This window comes from Jiella flava, assembly GCF_017349315.1.
Taxonomy (GTDB): Bacteria; Pseudomonadota; Alphaproteobacteria; order Rhizobiales; family Rhizobiaceae; genus Jiella; species Jiella flava.
Genome location: NZ_JAFMPP010000007.1, coordinates 61,958 through 79,982, shown reverse-complemented (window position 1 = coordinate 79,982; position 18,025 = coordinate 61,958). Strand labels below are relative to the sequence as shown.

Here is an 18,025-nt window from a genome sequence, read left to right as displayed (position 1 = left end):
GGAGTGGGCGCCGATGGCCGCCGATATCGATCTCGAACTCGTTCAGCTGCGCAAGGTCTATCCTGGCGGCACCGTTGCCGTGGAGGGCTTCGATCTCAGGGTCAAGCGCGGAGAGTTCATCTCCTTTGTCGGTCCTTCGGGTTGCGGCAAGACCACGACGTTGCGGATGATCGCCGGGCTGGAGAGCATCAGCTCCGGTGATCTGTTGATCCGTAATCGCAACTTCACCGATGTGCCGGCAGAAAAGCGGCCGACCGCGACGATTTTCCAGAACTACGCGATCTTCCCGCATATGACGGTGTGGGAGAACGTCGCTTTCGGCCTGAGGGTGCGCAAGCTGCCGTCCGCCGAGATCAAGCGGCGGGTCGATGCGATCATCGACAAGCTGGAGCTTGGATCGGTCGCCGGCGCGAAGGAAGGCGCGCTTGCGGGCGGTCAGAAGCAGCGGCTGGCGCTCGCGCGCGGCCTTGTCACCGAGCCGGATATCCTGTTGCTCGACGAACCCCTGGGCGCGCTCGACGCCAATTTGCGAAAGTCGATCCAAGAGGAGCTGAAGCTCCTCCAGCGCAATCTCGGTCTGACCTTCGTCTTCGTCACCCACGCCCAGTCCGAGGCACTCAGCATGGGCGATCGGGTGGTGGTCATGAATGCCGGCAAGGTCGAGCAGATCTCGGCGCCATTCGAGCTTTACACCCGGCCGCAAAGCCCGTTCGTCGCCCGTTTCATCGGCCGCAACAACATCATCGACGGAACGCTGGCGGAAGCGGCCGCCGACCGGGCGGTGATTGCGACCCGCTTCGGCCCCTTGTCAGGTCTGCCGACCTTCGATCGAGGCAAAACGGTCACCGGCCACGCGGCCTATGCCGTGGTGCCGTCGGAATATGTCGGTATCGAAGCGGTGGGGGGCGCCGAGCGCCAGGACATGGCCGGCGTCGACGGCACCTGCACCGCGCTCGACCCGGTCGGACAGGTCGTCTACGTTTCCGTCCGGCTCGACGACGCGCTTGAGGTGCGGCTCGAAACCCACCGGGAGATGCTCTCCGGCCGGGGGATTGCGCCCGGCACGCCGGTTCATCTCAGCTGGCGGCCCGACCGGGTGACGATCGTGGCGGATGCGGCATGAGTGGCGGCATCGGTTCATGGCAGGGGCGCCATCGATGATCGCGCTGGAGCAACTTGCCGCCATGCCGGCGATGGCGATTGCGCAAGCCTTTGCGGCCGGGCAGGCGAGCCCGGTAGCGCTGAGCGAATTCTACCTGTCGCGGATCGAGGCGCAGACTTCGCCGGTCTTCCTGGCGATCACACGCCAGCGTGCCTTGGCCGAGGCGGCGGCAGCCGAGCAGCGGATTGGCGCCGGAACGCCCGCCTCATGCCTCGACGGTGTGCCGATCGCCTGGAAGGATCTCATCGATCTCGCCGGCGAGCCGACCACCGCCGCCTCTGCGCTTTATCGCCATGCGCCGCCGGCAGCAGCCGACGCGCCGATCGCGGCCCATGCCGCGGCGGCCGGGATGGTCTGTCTCGGCAAGGTGAATTTATCGGAATTTGCCTATTCCGGCCTCGGCCTCAATCCGCATTTCGGCACGCCGATCAATCCGCACGATCCCCAAACGCCGCGAGTGCCGGGCGGCTCCTCGTCCGGCTCGGCGGTGGCGGTGGCGGCGGGGCTTGCCGCCTGCGCCATCGGCACCGATACCGGCGGCTCGGTGCGGGTCCCGGCGGCCTTTAACGGCCTCGTCGGCTACAAGTCGTCCGAGGGGCGGATCGATAAGCGCGGCGTCTTCGCGCTGTCCCGGAGCCTCGACACGGTCGGGCCGCTGGCGCGCTCGGTGGCGGACTGCGTCGGCCTCGACATCGTTTTGCGCGGCGCCGTCGCGACGCCGATTTGCCGGCGAGCTCTGAGCGGACTGACCGTCGTCGTTGCGAACGGCATTGTCTGTGCCGATCTCGAACCGGCGGTGGCGGAGAATTTCGAGGCAAGCCTTCGACGGCTGGAGCAGGGCGGCGCAAAAATCGTCACTGCGCCGCTCAAACCACTCGACGAAGCCGCGCGGCTGGCCGCCGAGTTCGGCACGATCACCGCCGCCGAGGCCTATGTCGAGCATCGCGACCAGGTCGACGGGCCAGACGTCACCCGCATCGACCGCCGGGTGGTCGCGCGGATCAAGGGCGGCGCGGCGATGCGCGCGGCCGATCTGATCACCTTGCAGCGGGCGCGCGCACAGGGCATTGCGGCGCTGCGGCGGCAGCTTGACGGCGCGCTCGTGGCGATGCCGACGACGCCGCATGTCGCACCGGCGATCGCGCCGCTCGAAGCCGACGATGCGCTGTTTCATCGCGTCAATCTAAAGACGCTGCGCAACACAGCGATCGGCAATTTCCTCAACCTGCCGGGGCTTGCGGTCCCCAACGGGACCGGCACGGCCGGTATGCCGACCAGTTTTCTTCTCGCGGCCAATGGCGGCGAGGACGAGCGCCTCCTTGGCTTCGGCCTTGCGGCCGAGGCGGCAATTCGCGGCGAGGCTTGAGACATTCATGACCATTGCAATGGGAACGGGCGAACGATGATCAGAGTGGGCGTAGACGTCGGGGGCACCTTCACCGATGTGGTGTTGGAGCGCACCCGCAACGGAGAGCAGGAAGTCGTCGTCACCAAGGTACCGTCGACGATCCATGATCAGTCCGAGGGCGTCGTCGCCGGCGTGCTGCAGGTCTGCCGAGCAGCGGGCGTCGAGCCGGGTGAGATCGACATTCTCTTCCACGGCACGACGGTCGCCACCAACATGGTGATCGAGCGCAATGGCGCCGAGGTCGGCATGCTGACGACCAAAGGCTTTCGCGACATCCTGCACATGGCGCGGCACAAGCGGCCGCATAATTTCTCGCTGCAGTTCGACGTGCCCTGGCAGTCGAAGCCGCTGGTCAAGCGGCGCAACCGCATCGCGATCACCGAGCGCATCATGCCGCCGGACGGCAGCGTCGAGGTTGCGCTTAACGAGGACGAGGTGCGCGCGGCGGCCGAGCTGTTCAAGAAGCGCGGCATCGACGCGATCATCATCGGCTTTCTCTTCTCCTTCCTCAACGACGCCCACGAGCAGCGCGCCAAGGCGATCGTCCGGGAGGTGCTGCCGGACGCCTATCTCTGCACCTCGCTCGAAGTGGTGAACGTCATCCGCGAATATGAGCGCTTCTCCTCGACCGCGATGAACGCTTACATCGGGCCGAAGACGGCGCTCTATCTCAAACGCCTCGAGGGCCGGCTGCGGGACAACGGCGTCACCGCGATGGTCCGCATCATGCAGTCGAACGGCGGCATCTCGACGGTCGCAAAATCCTCCGAGCAGCCGATCGGCCTGCTTCTGTCGGGCCCGGCCGGCGGCGTCATCGGCGGGCGCTGGACCGGTGGCCATTGCGACACCGGCAATGTCATCACCATCGATATCGGCGGCACCTCGGCCGACATCTCGGTCATTCAGAATGGCGAGCAGCGGATCAAGAACCCGCGCGACACCGAGGTCGCCGGCCTGCCGGTCCTGGTGCCGATGATCGACATCGATGCGATCGGCGCCGGCGGCGGATCGATCGCCTATATCGATCCGGGCGGCGCTTTCCGCGTCGGCCCGCGCTCGGCCGGGGCTTCGCCGGGACCGGCCTGCTACGGCCGCGGCGGCACCGAGCCGACGGTGACCGATGCCCAGGTGGTGCTCGGCCGCCTCGATCCCGAACACTTCCTCGGCGGCGATCTCAGCATCGATCCCGAGCGCTCCAAGGCTGCGATCGCCGAACACATCGCCGGCCCACTCGGCATGGACGTGACCACCGCCGCGCTCGGCATCTTGAAGATCATCAACAACAACATGGCGCTGGCGATCAATGCCAACTCCGTCGCCAAGGGCATCGATCCGCGTTCGTTCACGCTGATGGGCTTCGGCGGCGCCGGGCCGCTGCATTCGGTGGCGCTCGGCGAGATGATCCACGCCAAGGACGTCGTCTCGCCGCTGCAGCCGGGCATCACCGCCGCAATGGGCCTGCTCGTCACCGATTTGCAGTATGAGTACACGCGCTCGGTCGTTGCCATGCTAAACAGCGCCGACGCCGAGACTTTCGCCAAGATCAACGCGGTCGCCGACGAGCTGATCGCCGAGGCGAACGCGCAGCTCGACGCCGACGGCATCGCTGTTGCCGATCGCCGCTTCCGCAAGATCATGGAGTGCCGCTATGTCGGCCAAGGCTTCGAGCTGCGGGCCGAAATGCCGGCCGAACCGCTGCGCGAGGACAACGTCAAGGTCGTCATCGACAACTTTTTCGACGTTCACAAACAGCAATACGGCCACGCCTTCCGCGATCAGGTGACCGAGGGCGTCACCTTGCGCGTCGTCGCCAGCGCCGCCGTCGAGCCGCTGCGGCTGCCCAGTCTTGCCGAAGGCGGGCGGGCCAATCCCGACGACGCGCTGCTGCATGTGCGCAAGACCGTCTTCGAGGACGGGGTGCCTGTCGATACGCCAAGGTATGACCGCACCAAGCTCTTGGCCCGTGATACCGTCGCCGGTCCGGCTCTGATCACCCAGCACAATTCCACGACCTTGGTGCCCCCCGGATTTCTCGCCACCGTGCTCGCCCATGGCGACATCCGCATCACCCGCGTTTGAAGGAGAGCGCCATGACCACGGAACTCGATCCGATTACCTTGCAGGTCGTCGGCGGTGCGTTGCACTCGATCGCCGAGCAGATGGGCAACGTGCTTTACCGGATGAGCTATTCCTCGATCATCCGCGAGAGCCAGGACCTCGGCGCCGGGCTGTTCGACACCGGCTACAACACGCTGTGCGAGTCGGATTCAACGCCGATGCATATCGGCTCCTTGCCGGGCTATCTGCGCGGCATCGAGCAGACGGTGCCGCTCGATGCCTGGCAGCCGGGCGACTGCGTCATCCACAATCACCCCTATAAGGGCGCCAGTCACTCGCCGGACATCGCCATCGTGATGCCGGTGTTTCACGAGGGCGAACTGGTCGGTTTTTCGGCCAACACCGCCCATCACGTCGATATCGGCGCGGCGACGCCGGGTCTGATCATCGATGTGCCGGACATGTTCGCCGAGGGCATGCTGCTCGATGGCGTGAAGCTGTTCACGGCCGGAACCCGCAACGAAGCCCTGTGGAAGTATATCCGCGACAACACCCGCGTTCCGAGCTTGGTGATGGGCGATCTCGAAGCCCAGATCGCTTCGGCCGAGCTCGGCGTGCGGCGCTTCGAAGAGTTGCTCAAGACCTATGGCAAGGACACGGTGATCCAGGCCACCCATCAGTTGATGGACTACACCGAGACGATGATGCGCCGGGAGATCGCCAAGATCCCTGACGGTGACTATACCGCCGAGGGCTTTCTCGACGACGATGGCCGCAGCCGCGACAAGACGCTGCCGATCAAAGTGACCGTGAAGATCCGAGGCGACGGGGTCGAGGTCGATCTCACCGGCTCGTCGCCGCAGGTGCCGACGGCCTTCAACGTTCCCTTTGAGGGCTCGACCAAGGTCGCGGCCTTCTTCGTCTTCCGGGCGATGCTGCTCGATACCTATACCAATGCGGAGTACATTCCGCAGAACGAGGGTTCGTTCCGGCCGATCACGGTGACCGCGCCGAAGGGCTGCATCTTCAACCCGGTGGCTCCGGCCGCCGCCGAGGCGCGGTTCTGCCAGATCCAGCGGATGGCGGATCTGGTGATCAAGGCGCTCGCCCCGGTGCTGCCGGAACGCTGCACCGCCGGCAACGCCGCGACCCTGTCCTTCGCGGCCTTCTCGGGGGTGCGGCCGAATGGCGACTACTGGGTGTTTCTTGAAGTGAACGAGGCGGCGATGGGCGGCCGCCCGGCTTCCGACGGCCCGGACACGGTCGAGGAGCTGATGCGCAACACCCGCAACAACCCGCTCGAAGATCTCGGCATGCATCTGCCGCTGATCTGCGACCGCTATGAGGTCCGTGACGATGCCGCGCCGGGCGCCGGCAAGTTCCGCGGCGGGGCCGGGGTGGTGAAGTCGCAGCGTTATCTGACGCCGGGATTCATGACCCATGAAAGCGATCGCCACCTTGATGCGCCCTGGGGCGTGTTCGGCGGCAAGGACGGCTATTGCGGCAAGATGGAGATCTACAATGTCGACCGGCCGGAGGAGATCCGGCTGGAATATTCGAAGTTCTCGGGGCTTCGAACCGAAAAGGGCGATGTCGTTTCCTATTTCTCGCCGTCGGGGGGCGGCTATGGCGACCCGCTCGACCGCGACCCGCAAAAGGTGCTCGACGACGTGCTGGACGGCTTCATCAAACCCGAGCACGCCAAGGCCGACTATGGCGTTGCGCTGATCGCGGTCGATGACGGCTACGGCTTTGCCGTCGATGCCGAGGCGACCCAAAGCTTGCGTTACGACATGCGGCGTTAGCGTGGAATGCGATGAACCGGATCGCCATTCCGCTCGAAGTCGTTGTTTTGCAGCATGACGTGATCCGAAACGTCAGGCATCGTTTCGGATCACTCTGCGATCGCGTCCGCATGAGATTCTGGCGCTCGAGCATCGGCTCGAAAATCGGAATCGATTTTCGGGCCGATGCGTCGATTCAAAGGGTGAGAGCGACCTTTCTGCGTCCGATAGGACGCAGGGCGCTCTAACACATCGGCCCGCCTCCGCGGAGTCGCCCGCCATGGAGGGCGGTTACGAGAACCAGTCCCGTGCGTTCAAGGCACTGGCGAGGAAGCGCAGATCGGCGACGAGCTCGTCGCGGGTGATCGAGCCGCCGAGACAGATCCGCAGTGCCTCCTGCGGCTGACCCAAAACGGTAAAGGAGTCGGAGGGCATCGCCGCCAGATGGCGGTTGGCAAGCCGGCCCATCACGTCGGCACGGCCATAGCGGCCGGGCGGCAGGCGCAGCCAGATGTTGAAGGCGTAAGGGTCGGCGGCGAAATCCAGCCCCGCCAGGAGATCGGCGGCCATCGACTGGCGCGCGGCACTCTCGGCGCGAATAAAGCGGCGGATGCCGTCAGCGGTGCCATCCTCGATCCAATGGGTGGCGAGGGCGACGGAAATCGGCGAGGCCATGCCGCTCGCCGCACGCAGCGCCTGGGTGAGCGCGTTGGCGTCGGTGCCGCTGGGAGCGACCGTAAAGGCCAGGCGCAGCCCAGCGCCGATGCATTTCGCCAAGCCGCCAATATGCCAGATCAGATCCGGCGCGCTCACCGCCAAGGGGGCGGGCGCTTTCGGCGGGATGAACCCGTAGGCGTCGTCCTCGATCGCCGGCAGCTGCCGATCGTTGAGGATTTCCGCCACCGCAAGACGGCGGTCGGTCGGCATGGTGATCGTCGTCGGGTTCTGCAGGGTCGGATTGACGTAAAGCATCTTCGGGCGATGGCGCCTGATGGCGGCGTCGAGCGCGTCGGGCCGGATCCCGGCCGCATCCATCGGCAGCCCGACCACGTTGAGCCGCAAGAGCTTGGCGATGCCGCGAAATCCCGGATAGGTGATTGCCTCGCACAGCACCGTGTCGCCCGGCTCGGTCTTCAGCGAAAGCACCGCCGTCATGGTCGCGTGGGCGCCGGGCGTGACGGCGATCCGCTCGAGCTTCGGCACCATGCCGCGCATCGATAGCCAGGAGGATGCGGCGATCTTGTCCTTCACACTGCCGGTCGGAGACTGATAGCGCAAAAGCGACACGAGATTGGCGCCGACATAGTCGAGCCCCGCCCGCATCTTGCCGATCAGCGCGGCATCGCGGGTCTCCGGCGGCATGTTCATCGTAGCGTCTTCCGACGCCGCGCGATCCGGATCGACCCGGTCGGTTCGCCCCGCCGGCGGTGCGACAAAGGTGCCGCGACCGACATGGCTGTCTACAAGGCCACGCGTTTGCGCCTCCGCATAGGCGCGGGAGACCGTCGTGAAGTCGATCGCCAATCGTTTGGCGAGCCGGCGCTGGGGCGGAAGCCGCTCACCGGCCTTTAATTTGCCGATCCGGATGTCGCTTTCCAGCTTGTCGGCGATCTCGAGATAGAGCGGTTTGCCGTCGCGCCGGATCTCCGGGATCCAATCCAACATAGTCATTGCCTCTTGACAGCCGCTTGACCGGCGCGGCCGGCCGCCTGACGAAATCGACATTGTATGGAATATTGCGGTAAATGGCAAAAACGCGAAAGACGTCGAAATTTCGGCATTTTTGCAGAATTTTTGCCAAAATCGTGCAAAAAAAACATGCAATCAAGCCATAACATAATCAATAAATCCTGCCGCCTTAAAAAAATTGTATGGATAATATAATGGATATTGACTGCAATTATTCTGCTCAGCAACCTTTATCCATGTTTCACGGCAACAGGAGGTTCGGATGCCGGCAGTCACTGCAGAAGCGCATAAGGATGGCGACTTCTTCGTTGATTATGAGGAGAAGGTCTTCGAGGATGTCAAAGCGGACCCGGGCGAAAAAGCTCTCGTTGCCTTTCACACCGTCGCCTTCGAAGGCTCCATCGGCCTGGTCAATATCCTCAACGCCATTCGCTTGAATCGAAAAGGGTTCGAGACGACGATCCTGCTCTACGGGCCGGGCGTGACGCTCGGTATTCAGCGCGGGTTTCCGACCCTCGGCGATGAAGCCTTTCCCGGCCATCAGAACTTCGCCGCCAATTTGAAGAAGTTCATGGGCGAGGGCGGCAAGGTCTATGCCTGCCGCTTTGCGCTCCAGGCACTGTATGGCCACGGCGAACCGGCGTTGCTGCCGGGGATCAGGCCGATCGCCCCGCAGGACGTTCTCGACTGCATTCTCCTCCACAAGAAGGCGAATGCCGTCGTTATCGATACCTGGACGCTTTGACCGGATCCAACGGTCTCATGCCAAGGAGCCGGCGGTGCGACACATCGCGCCGGCTCGCTTCGCGACATTGACGAGGGCGACACCATGCCAAGCGATAGCGTGCGCGCCGCGGCGATTCAGATCGCACCCGACCTGTCCGGCAGAGCGGGGACGATCGAACGTGTTCTGAACGCGATCGCCGAAGCGGCCGAAAAGGGCGCCGAACTCATCGTTTTTCCCGAGACCTTCGTCCCCTATTATCCATATTTTTCCTTCGTGCTGCCGCCGGTTCAGCAAGGCGCGCCGCATCTGAAGCTTTACGAGGAAGCCGTGACGGTACCCTCGGCGGAAACCGAGGCCGTCGCTGACGCAGCGCGCCGGCGCGGCGTCGTCGTGGTGCTCGGGGTCAACGAGCGCGACCATGGCTCGCTCTATAATGCGCAGCTGATCTTCGATGCCGACGGAAGCTTGCGCCTCAAGCGCCGCAAGATCACCCCGACCTATCATGAGCGGATGATCTGGGGGCAGGGGGATGGCTCGGGCTTGACGGTGGTTGAGACCGCCGTCGGCCGGATCGGCGCGCTCGCCTGCTGGGAACACTACAATCCGCTCGCCCGCTACGCGCTCATGGCGCAGCACGAGGAGATCCACGCCGCGCAGTTTCCCGGCAGTCTGGTCGGGCCGATTTTCGGCGAGCAGATCGAGGTCACGCTGCGCCACCACGCCTTGGAATCCGGATGCTTCGTCGTCAATGCGACAGGCTGGCTGAGCGACGAGCAGATCCAGGCGATCCACCCCGATCCAAAGCTGCAGAGGGGCCTTCGCGACGGCTGCATGACCTGCATCGTTTCGCCGGAGGGCCGGCACCTGGCCAAGCCGCTCATCCATGGCGAGGGGATGGTCGTGGCCGACCTCGACATGAAGCTCATCACCAAGCGCAAGCGGATGATGGATTCGGTCGGGCACTATGCGCGGCCGGAACTTTTACACCTTGTTCACGACGCTCGCCCGGCGCGCCCGGTGCACGGATCGGTACACGAGATTGTCGGACTGACGGAGATGGGGCCGCAAGAGCAGCGGCGCGCTATCGACAACTTGCAGGATGCGGAGGCGACCGATGCTCGAGTCTGATCTCATCAACGATCTGCAGACCCGCGGAATGCGTCTCGTCGACCCGCGCGTCGGCCATGAGAGCCGACGCGGCGGTGCGGGGCCGTCCGATCACAAGGCGGTCACCCTTGGTCGGACGACCGTGATGGTTCCGGTGCACACGGCACCGGCGTTCCAAAGTCCCTACGTCGTCGAAGCGCCGGACGCTGCGGGCCGCGCGCGGGTCACCCGAGACGGCGCGGCCGTTGCGACGGTCAAGTTCCCGCCCCGGCCGCGTTTTTACGACCTGACCACCGCCGACGGCATTCCTTACAACCAGATCGCTGTTCTTCACGCCCGCAACGTTCTGGCGACGACGGTGCTGCAGACCTGCATCCGCTACGAAAGCCGGAAGAAGGCCTGCCAGTTCTGCGCCATCGGACAGTCCCTCGCCGCCGGCCGAACCCTCGCGCACAAGACGCCGGAACAGCTGGCGGAGGTCGCCAAGGCCGCCGTCGAACTCGACGGTGTCGAACACATGGTGATGACGACGGGCACGCCGAAGGGGCCCGATCGCGGCGCCGCGGTGCTGGCCGATAGCGCCCGCGCGGTCAAGGCGGCGGTCGATCTGCCGATCCAAGCGCAATGCGAGCCGCCGCAGGACGATGCCTGGTTCGTCCGCATGAAGACCGCCGGGATCGACGCGCTCGGCATGCATCTCGAAGCGGTGACGCCAGAAGTGCGCGCGCGGGTCATGCCCGGCAAGGCGAGCGTTCCCGTCGACAAATATCTGGCGAGCTTTGAGGCGGCGGTGGCGGTCTTTGGGCGGGGACAGGTCTCGACCTATATTCTGGCCGGTCTCGGCGATAGCAAAGAGGCCATCCTGGCGACGGGCGAGCAGCTCTGTGCCATCGGGGTCTATCCGTTTGTTGTTCCCTTCGTGCCGATCTCCGGCACGCCGCTCGAAAGCCATCCAGCGCCGACCGCCGATTTCATGGCGGCGATCCTGCGGCCGCTTGGCGCGATGATCGTCGCAGCCGGCATGCGATCGTCAGACATCAAGGCAGGTTGCGGCCGCTGCGGCGCCTGCTCGGCGCTCTCGACCTATGAAGCGCTCGGAAAACGGCCATGAAGGCGTTCGGTCCCACGGTCTTTTACTGCCCCGGCTTTTTCATTCGCGCGGCGACGGCGCTCTATGAAGCGCGCGGAGCCGCCGCCTTGCGCCACCGGGTATTTGTCGAAGAGCAGCAGATCTTCAAAGACCACGACCGTGACGCGATCGACGCGGTTGCGACGACGCTGGTCGCTCTTTCCACCTACGCCCATGAAGCCGACGAGGTGGTCGGCACGGTGCGGATCCACGAGGCCGAGCCGGGGTTGTGGTGGGGCTCGCGCCTGGCCGTCGATCAAGAGTTCCGCGCCGTCGGGCGGCTGGGCCGGCAGTTGATCCGGTTGGCCGTCTCCACCGCCAAGGGGCGCGGCTGTGATCGGTTTTTCGCCCATGTGCAGCGGCAGAACGTGCCGCTGTTCGCCAAGCTCGGCTGGTCGATTGAGGACGAGGTCGTCGTTCACGGCGTGCCGCATGCCCTGATGCGGGCCGATCTCACTTGCTACGAGCCGGTCGCCGATCCGCAGGTCGGCTGGCTCAGTCTCGCGTCGCAAGGCCGGCCAGCGATCCGCTCCCGTTCGCGGCAGGCCTGCGAAGGCGTGCCGGCGCTCTTGGCGCCATCATGGCCGCAATGGAGCGTATCCGCATGAGGCTCGAGACGCTTGCCGACGCTCTGCGTGCGCACCCGTCGATCTGCGGCAAACGAGCGATCGCGCAGGCGACGGCGCGGCTTGGGCTGAGCGAAGAAAGTCTTGGGCGACCTGGCGATGATGCAGCCATTCTGCCGCGCGACGACGGCGGTTATGATCTGCTTGCGGGCGAAGGGTTCATGCCGCGCTTCGTCGCTGAAGACCCGTGGTTCGCCGGTTGGTGCGGCGTCATGGTCAATCTGTCCGACATTGCCGCGATGGGCGGCCGTTCGGTTGCGCTGGTCGATCAGATCTGGGCGCCGTCCGCAAATATCGCGCGGCCGATTCTCGACGGTCTGCGATCAGCTTCAGCAGCCTACGGCGTCCCGATCGTTGGCGGGCATAGCAATCTTGCCAGCCCCGATGCCGGACTTGCGGTGACCGTCTTTGGCAAGGCACGACATCTTCTGAGCAGTTTCGATGCGGAACCGGGTGACGTGCTTCTTGCCGCGATCGACATGCGGGGGCACTACCGGCCGCAATTCGACAATTTCTGTGCCGCGCTCGAGGCGGATCCTCGACGTCTGCGCGCGCAGCTGGATTGCCTGCCGCGTTTGGCCGAAGGGGGTCTCGTTCTGGCCGGCAAGGATATCAGCCAGGGCGGCATCGCCGGCACGGCGCTGATGCTTGCCGAATCCGCGGCCGTCGGGATCGAACTCGACGTCGATCGGATCAGGCCGCCCGCTGGAACGGCACTGGAGCGGTGGCTCCGAACCTTTCCGAGTTTCGGCTTTCTATTGTCGGTCGCGCCCGATCGGGTCGAGGCGACGCGCGCCGTCTTTGCGGCTGAAGCGGTTGAGGCGGAGGTCATTGGCCGTGTGGTCGAAGGCAACGCCGTGACCTTTTGCACCGCGTCCTCGGCGGCGACCTTCTGGGATTGGCGGACCGAACCCTATTTGCGGTCACCGGTTCGGGATCTCGTCGATGCCTGAAGTCCACTTCACCTTGCGCTGGCCGGATGGCACCGAGGAGCGATGCTACTCGCCCTCGACCGCGATCAAGCGCCAGTTCGATGTCGGCGAGACCTATGCTTTGGCGGAATTTCTTGCGCGCGCCCGGGCCGGCCTGACGGAAGCCTCCGACCGGGTTGCAGCGAAATACGGCTTTGCATGCACGGCGGCGATGGGACAGCTCGCGCGCATCGAAGCGCGGGGGCGGGAATTTGAGGCTCGCGACGGCGCCAGCGTGGTTTGCGTCGCGATTGAAGGATGAGCGGCATGGCGGGATGCGATCGGGCGAGTCAGCGGGTTGCGGAGATCAGCCCGGCGTGGTCTGCGGGCGCGGCGAGTGAGCCAGATCCCCGGCAAGTCGAGCGGCCAAGGCATGTCCCGGTGGCCGTCATCGGGGGCGGACAGGCCGGACTGTCCGTCAGCCGTCATCTGGTCGACCGCGGCATCGACCATGTCGTTTTCGAGCGGTATCGGCGCTTCCATTCCTGGCGGGTCGATCGCTGGGACAGCTTTTGCCTGGTCACACCGAACTGGCAGTGCCGGCTGCCGCATTTTCCCTATGACGGGGACGATCCCGACGGCTTCATGCCGAGGGATGAGATCGTCGACTATCTCGACCGCTTCGCGCAAAGTTTCGCGCCGCCGCTGCTTGAGGGCGTGCAGGTTTGGCGGGTCAGCCCGGACGAGAAACGATACCGGATCGAGACGACCCTCGGCGTCTGGTCAGCCGATCAGGTGGTGATTGCGAGCGGCGGCTACGACACGCCGATCGTCCCACCTTACGCGGCGCATCTCGATCCAGCAATCATGCAGCTGCATTCGCGCGACTATCGTCGTCCGTCACAATTGCCGGCCGGGGCCTGCCTCGTCGTCGGCACCGGTCAATCCGGTGTCCAAATTATGGACGACCTCGTCCGCGCTGGCCGCAAGGTGCACATGGCTGTCGGGCCGGCACCGCGCAGCCCGCGGAAATATCGCGGCCGCGACGCCACCGACTGGCTCTACGACATGGGCTATTACGCTGTCACCATCGCCGAGCATCCTGATCCGGCCAAAGCGCTGAGCCAGACCAACCACTATCTCTCCGGACGCGATGGCGGCAGGGAGATCGACCTGCGCCGCTTTGCCCGCGATGACGGTGTTTCGCTCTATGGCTCGCTCGCCGACATGGCGGCGGAGCGCATTTCCTTCTTGCCCGATCTCGCCGCCAATCTCGACGATGCCGACCGCAGCTATTGCGGCATCCGCGATCAGATCGACGCCTATATCGCCCGCGAGGGGATCGATGCGCCGCTCGAGCCGCCTTATGAACCGGTCTGGCATCCGGACCGGGACGTGACCGCGATCGACGCCCACACCCTCGGCATCACCGCCGTCATCTGGGCGATCGGCTTTCGGCCGGATTATTCCTGGATCGACATCGACGTCTTCGACGAGCGCGGCAAACCGGTCTTCGATCGCGGCGTCACCGCCAAGCCGGGCTGCTATTTCATCGGCCTTGGCTGGCTCAATACCTGGGGCTCCGGCCGCTTCCTCGCCATCGACGAGGATAGCCGCCACCTCGCCGATATCATTGCTCGCCGCCACGCGCGAAGCAAGTTGGCGGTGTGAGCTTCAGCGCATCGGGCTTTCTGCCGTGATTGAGAGCGCCGTTTGTTTGTGCGACCTGAAGGACGCGCGGCGCGTGACCCTTGCGCTGCTCGTCTCAGGTCAGGTCGCTGCGGGCGTCGAGGGCGTCACGCAGGCCGTCGCCGACGAAGTTGAAGCCGGTGACCGCCAAAGTGATCGCGACGCCGGGGACGATGGCGAGCCAAGGGGCGGAGTCGAGATATTGCTGGGCGCCGTTCAGCATGTTGCCCCAGCTCGGCAGCGGCGGCTGGATACCGTAGCCGAGGAAGCTGACATAGGCTTCGAGCAGGATCGCGCGGGCGACCGTCAGTGTCGCCGCGACGATGATCGGGCCGATGGCGTTCGGCAGGAGCTCGCGGAACATGATCTGGGCGTTGGGCAGACCGAGCGTGCGGGCGGCCAGAATGAAATCGCGCTCGCGCAGCGACTTGATCTCGGCTTCGACGATGCGGGCAATTTCCATCCAGCTCGTCGCGGCGATGATCACCGTGATCATGATCGGGCTCGGCTTGATGAAAGCGGCGAGCGCCAACAGGAGAAAGATCTGCGGGAAGGACAGGACGGCATCGACGAAGCGCATCAGGACGGCGCCGACCTTGCCGCCGTAATAGCCGGCGACGACGCCAATCAGGCTGCCGAAGACGGTGGAGATCAGCATCGCGGCGAACCCGACGAGGAGCGAGATCCGACCGGCCATGAAAAGGCGGGCGGCGACGTCGCGGCCGAGCGGATCAGTCCCGAGAAGGTGGGCGCCGGTGAATGGCGGCGAGAAGCGCGCGCGCAAGTCGATATAAAGATCGTCGAAGGGCAGAAGGTGCGGGCCGACGAGACAGGCAAGCACCATCACAACGATGATCGCAAGGCCCAATAAGGCGAGGCGATGGCGCAGGAAGCGCTTGACGACGCGGCGCTGCCACCAGCGCTCTGTGGGGGCGGGGTCGGTCTGAAATGTCATCTCGGTCATCGGTTATCCCTTCAGCCCAGCCGGATCCGCGGATCGATGACGGCGACCACGATGTCGGCGAGGAGATTGCCGATCAGCACCAGGATGGCCGACAGCATCAGCAGCCCCATCACCACCGGATAGTCGCTGTAACCGAGGCTATCGAGAAACAGCCGGCCCATGCCGGGCCAGGTGAAGACGGTCTCGGTCACCAGCGCGCCGCCGAGGATCGTCGGCAGCTGCAAGCCGAGAAGAGTGACCATCGGAACGAGGGCGTTGCGGAGAATGTGTCGGGTCAGCACCGCGGTGCGGGTGAGGCCCTTCGCCTTGGCGGTGCGAATGAAATCCTGCGTCATGACGTCGAGTACGGCGGTGCGCATGTAGCGACTCCAGACCGCGACATTGACCAGCGCCAGGACGACGCTCGGCATGATTAAATGGACGGCGTAATCGAGCAACGAGCCGTCGCCGATGGTGTACATGTTCCCGGCCGGCAACCAGCCAAGCCGCAGCGAAAACAGATAGATCGCGATCAGGCCGAACCAGAAGGTCGGGATCGACAGCGCCACCATGGCGCCTACCGTGGCGGCGTAGTCGAAGACCGAATAGCGTCTGAGGGCGCCGAGCACGCCGACCCAGGTGCCGATCAGGACGGAGATCACGGTCGAGGTGCCCATCAACAGCAGCGTCGCGAGGAGATGGCTCCAGATCACCGTGAGAACCGGCTGATTGTCGCGATAGGACCGGCCCCAATCGCCCTGAAGCAGCCGCGTGAACCATTCCCAATATTGCACCGGTAGCGGGCGATCGAGGCCCATCTGATGAGCGATGCGGGCGAGCTGCGCGTCCGACATGCCCGGCGTGAGCGCAAATTGCGACAGCGGACCGCCCGGCGCGAGGTTGAGGACGAAGAACCCGATCACCGAGACGATGACCAGGAGGACGAGGCTTTGCCACAACCGTCCGAGGAGAAAGCGCACCATCGCCGCTCTCGCTTTCGCTTTGCGCACCGCCCCGCGCCAATATGCCGGCCGCGGGATTTCATGTGACGTTGATTGAGAAAGACCCCTGGCCGGCCCGCAAGAGCCGGCCAGGGTCTAGTGCTTATTGGTCCCAGTACCAGCCGCCGACATTCCAGGTGTCGATACGGACATTGATGTTGGGGATCACGTCCTCGATGCCGTTCTTGTGGCCGCGCACCGCGGCGTATTGGAAGATCGGCAGGAACGGCAGATCATGGCGCACCACCTCCTGCAGCTTCAGATAGGCCGCCTTTCGGACCTTGGTGTCGAAGCTCGTCCCGCCTTCTTTCAACAGCTTGCCGACTTCCGCGCTCTCATATTCCCAGGTGTTCTGGCCGCCGCCACCTTTTGCGGGGATCGCGGTCGGGGAGAGATAGGTCGAAACGTCCGGGTCGGCTCCGGTCAAGAAGTCGATGCCGACGACGACAGAGTCGAATTTCGACTGCATCCAGTAGTCGCCCCACATCACCGCCGGCGGCAGATTGGAAATCTGCATGTCGACGCCGATATCCTTGAAGGACTGCTGGATGAACTGCTGGGCCTGTTCGCGAATATGGTTGCCAGCGGTGGTCGAGTTGGTGAAGGCGAGCCGCACTCCGTCCTTTTCGCGAATACCATCGCTGCCGGGCTTCCAGCCGGCCTCGTCGAGCAGGCTCTTGGCTTTCTCCGGGTCGTATTCATGCTTTGGCAGATCGGCGTTGTAATAGGCCGACTGCTGCGGCATGTAGGTTTCGGTTGGTGTCGGCAGGCCGTAATAAAGCGCGTCGATGATGGTCTTCTTGTCGAGGGCGTAATAGAGCGCCTCGCGCACCTTCTGATCCTGAAACTGCGGCCGCGCCATGTTGAAGGTGAAGGACTCGACGGTGCCCATCGGCACCACCGTGACAACCTTGCCCGGCAGATCCTTGGCTTCCTGATACTTGTCGGGGCTGATCCACTGCACGCCGACGACGTCGATGTCGCCGGTCTTGAACTGGGTGTAGAGGACGGTCAGATCCGGGATGTATTTGTAGATCAGCCGTTCGAGATACGGGCCGTCGCCGAAATAGCCGTCGTTGGCGGCCAGCGTGATGTGATCGCCGGCCATCCGCTCGACCCATTTGAACGGGCCGGTGCCGATCGGTGCGTTGTTGAACGGTGCGTTGTTGGGATCAACGCCCTCGAAGCTGTGCTTCGGGACGATGAAGGTCGCGGCCAGGATCGACGAATAGGGAGCGTAAGGCGTCTTCAGATCGAAGGTCAGCTCGGTCGGCGAGACGACTGTCAGGTTCTCGACCAGGTTATGGCCGTCGCGGCGCCAACTTTTGAAATTCGGATCGACCAGAAGTTCGAGGGTGAATTTGACGTCTTCGGCGGTGAACGGCTTGCCGTCGTGCCATTTGACCCCGTCGCGCAGCTTGATCTTCCAGTGCAGGCCATCTTCCGAGATGCCGCCATTGTCGATCGTCGGGACTTCTGTGGCCAGCCCCGGCTGGAATTCACCCTTCTCGTCGATGAAAAACAGCGGGTCGAAGACGGAGAAGTGAATGCCTTCGTCGACCTCGATATGCAGCAGGTGGGGATTGAAGACGGTGGGCTCCTGCGAGAAGCCGACGATCACCTGCCCGGTCGGCTTTGCGGGCTTGGCGGCCCATGCTTCGCCTCTGCCGAACAGGCCGGGGACGACGAGCCCGGCGCTTGACGCGCCGATCAGCGAAAGCACCTGGCGCCGCGACGGGCGAAACCACGAGGGAGTTTGATCGTCTGCCATATCCTGAATCCTTTTGGTCA

Annotated in this window: 15 protein-coding genes; 11 read left to right on the top strand and 4 right to left on the bottom strand. The window is 64.5% G+C overall.

The window, feature by feature from the left end; genetic code table 11:
* Window positions 1–13: 13 nt before the first annotated feature.
* The 4 genes from J1C48_RS09860 to J1C48_RS09845 are packed head-to-tail and all read left to right on the top strand — an operon-like array spanning window position 14 to window position 6,433.
* Complete coding sequence (locus J1C48_RS09860) at window positions 14–1,123, top strand: ABC transporter ATP-binding protein (RefSeq protein ID WP_207257673.1); 1,110 nt, start codon at window positions 14–16, stop codon at window positions 1,121–1,123.
* A gap of 16 nt (window positions 1,124–1,139) precedes the next feature.
* Window positions 1,140–2,528, top strand: coding sequence for an amidase (locus J1C48_RS09855; protein WP_231081684.1), 1,389 nt, complete (start codon window positions 1,140–1,142; stop codon window positions 2,526–2,528).
* Between the two features lie 45 nt (window positions 2,529–2,573).
* Window positions 2,574–4,649 carry a hydantoinase/oxoprolinase family protein gene (locus J1C48_RS09850; RefSeq protein ID WP_231081685.1) on the top strand — a complete coding sequence of 692 codons (2,076 nt, stop codon included), beginning with the start codon at window positions 2,574–2,576 and terminating at the stop codon, window positions 4,647–4,649.
* Between the two features lie 11 nt (window positions 4,650–4,660).
* The gene (locus tag J1C48_RS09845) at window positions 4,661–6,433 is read left to right on the top strand and encodes a hydantoinase B/oxoprolinase family protein (protein WP_207257671.1); all 1,773 of its coding nucleotides are present in this window, start codon (window positions 4,661–4,663) and stop codon (window positions 6,431–6,433) included.
* Between the two features lie 270 nt (window positions 6,434–6,703).
* Here J1C48_RS09845 and J1C48_RS09840 read toward each other — a convergent pair whose 3' ends face one another.
* The gene (locus J1C48_RS09840) at window positions 6,704–8,077 is read right to left on the bottom strand and encodes an aminotransferase-like domain-containing protein (RefSeq protein WP_207257670.1); all 1,374 of its coding nucleotides are present in this window, start codon (window positions 8,075–8,077) and stop codon (window positions 6,704–6,706) included.
* Window positions 8,078–8,363: 286 nt separating this feature from the next.
* Here J1C48_RS09840 and J1C48_RS09835 point away from each other — a divergent pair, with 286 nt between their 5' ends.
* The 7 genes from J1C48_RS09835 to J1C48_RS09805 all read left to right on the top strand — a co-directional run bounded on the left by J1C48_RS09835 (window position 8,364) and on the right by J1C48_RS09805 (window position 14,272).
* Window positions 8,364–8,846, top strand: a complete 483-nt coding sequence (locus tag J1C48_RS09835; RefSeq protein WP_207257669.1) for an MSMEG_0572/Sll0783 family nitrogen starvation response protein — start codon at window positions 8,364–8,366, stop codon at window positions 8,844–8,846.
* An 84-nt stretch (window positions 8,847–8,930) separates the two neighbouring features.
* Complete coding sequence (locus J1C48_RS09830) at window positions 8,931–9,956, top strand: Nit6803 family nitrilase (protein WP_207257668.1); 1,026 nt, start codon at window positions 8,931–8,933, stop codon at window positions 9,954–9,956.
* Complete coding sequence (locus J1C48_RS09825) at window positions 9,943–11,046, top strand: MSMEG_0568 family radical SAM protein (protein WP_425523494.1); 1,104 nt, start codon at window positions 9,943–9,945, stop codon at window positions 11,044–11,046. Before J1C48_RS09830 ends, J1C48_RS09825 begins: the two co-directional genes overlap by 14 nt.
* Window positions 11,043–11,672: an MSMEG_0567/Sll0786 family nitrogen starvation N-acetyltransferase gene (locus J1C48_RS09820; RefSeq protein ID WP_207257666.1), complete on the top strand. Its 630-nt coding sequence runs from the start codon at window positions 11,043–11,045 to the stop codon at window positions 11,670–11,672. The genes J1C48_RS09825 and J1C48_RS09820 overlap by 4 nt, the downstream gene beginning before the upstream one ends.
* Window positions 11,669–12,643 carry a sll0787 family AIR synthase-like protein gene (locus J1C48_RS09815; RefSeq protein ID WP_207257665.1) on the top strand — a complete coding sequence of 325 codons (975 nt, stop codon included), beginning with the start codon at window positions 11,669–11,671 and terminating at the stop codon, window positions 12,641–12,643. Before J1C48_RS09820 ends, J1C48_RS09815 begins: the two co-directional genes overlap by 4 nt.
* On the top strand, window positions 12,636–12,923 hold the full coding sequence (locus J1C48_RS09810) for an MSMEG_0570 family nitrogen starvation response protein (protein ID WP_207257664.1): 288 nt from the start codon (window positions 12,636–12,638) through the stop codon (window positions 12,921–12,923). The genes J1C48_RS09815 and J1C48_RS09810 overlap by 8 nt, the downstream gene beginning before the upstream one ends.
* 119 nt (window positions 12,924–13,042) lie before the next feature.
* On the top strand, window positions 13,043–14,272 hold the full coding sequence (locus J1C48_RS09805) for an MSMEG_0569 family flavin-dependent oxidoreductase (protein ID WP_231081686.1): 1,230 nt from the start codon (window positions 13,043–13,045) through the stop codon (window positions 14,270–14,272).
* A gap of 94 nt (window positions 14,273–14,366) precedes the next feature.
* Here the strand turns inward: J1C48_RS09805 and J1C48_RS09800 are convergent, their stop codons facing one another.
* The 3 genes from J1C48_RS09800 to J1C48_RS09790 all read right to left on the bottom strand — a co-directional run bounded on the left by J1C48_RS09800 (window position 14,367) and on the right by J1C48_RS09790 (window position 18,005).
* Window positions 14,367–15,245: an ABC transporter permease gene (locus J1C48_RS09800; RefSeq protein WP_207257783.1), complete on the bottom strand. Its 879-nt coding sequence runs from the start codon at window positions 15,243–15,245 to the stop codon at window positions 14,367–14,369.
* A 20-nt stretch (window positions 15,246–15,265) separates the two neighbouring features.
* Window positions 15,266–16,216: an ABC transporter permease gene (locus tag J1C48_RS09795; RefSeq protein WP_207257662.1), complete on the bottom strand. Its 951-nt coding sequence runs from the start codon at window positions 16,214–16,216 to the stop codon at window positions 15,266–15,268.
* 121 nt (window positions 16,217–16,337) lie between these two features.
* Window positions 16,338–18,005, bottom strand: coding sequence for a peptide ABC transporter substrate-binding protein (locus tag J1C48_RS09790; RefSeq protein WP_207257661.1), 1,668 nt, complete (start codon window positions 18,003–18,005; stop codon window positions 16,338–16,340).
* Between the last annotated feature and the right edge of the window lie 20 nt (window positions 18,006–18,025).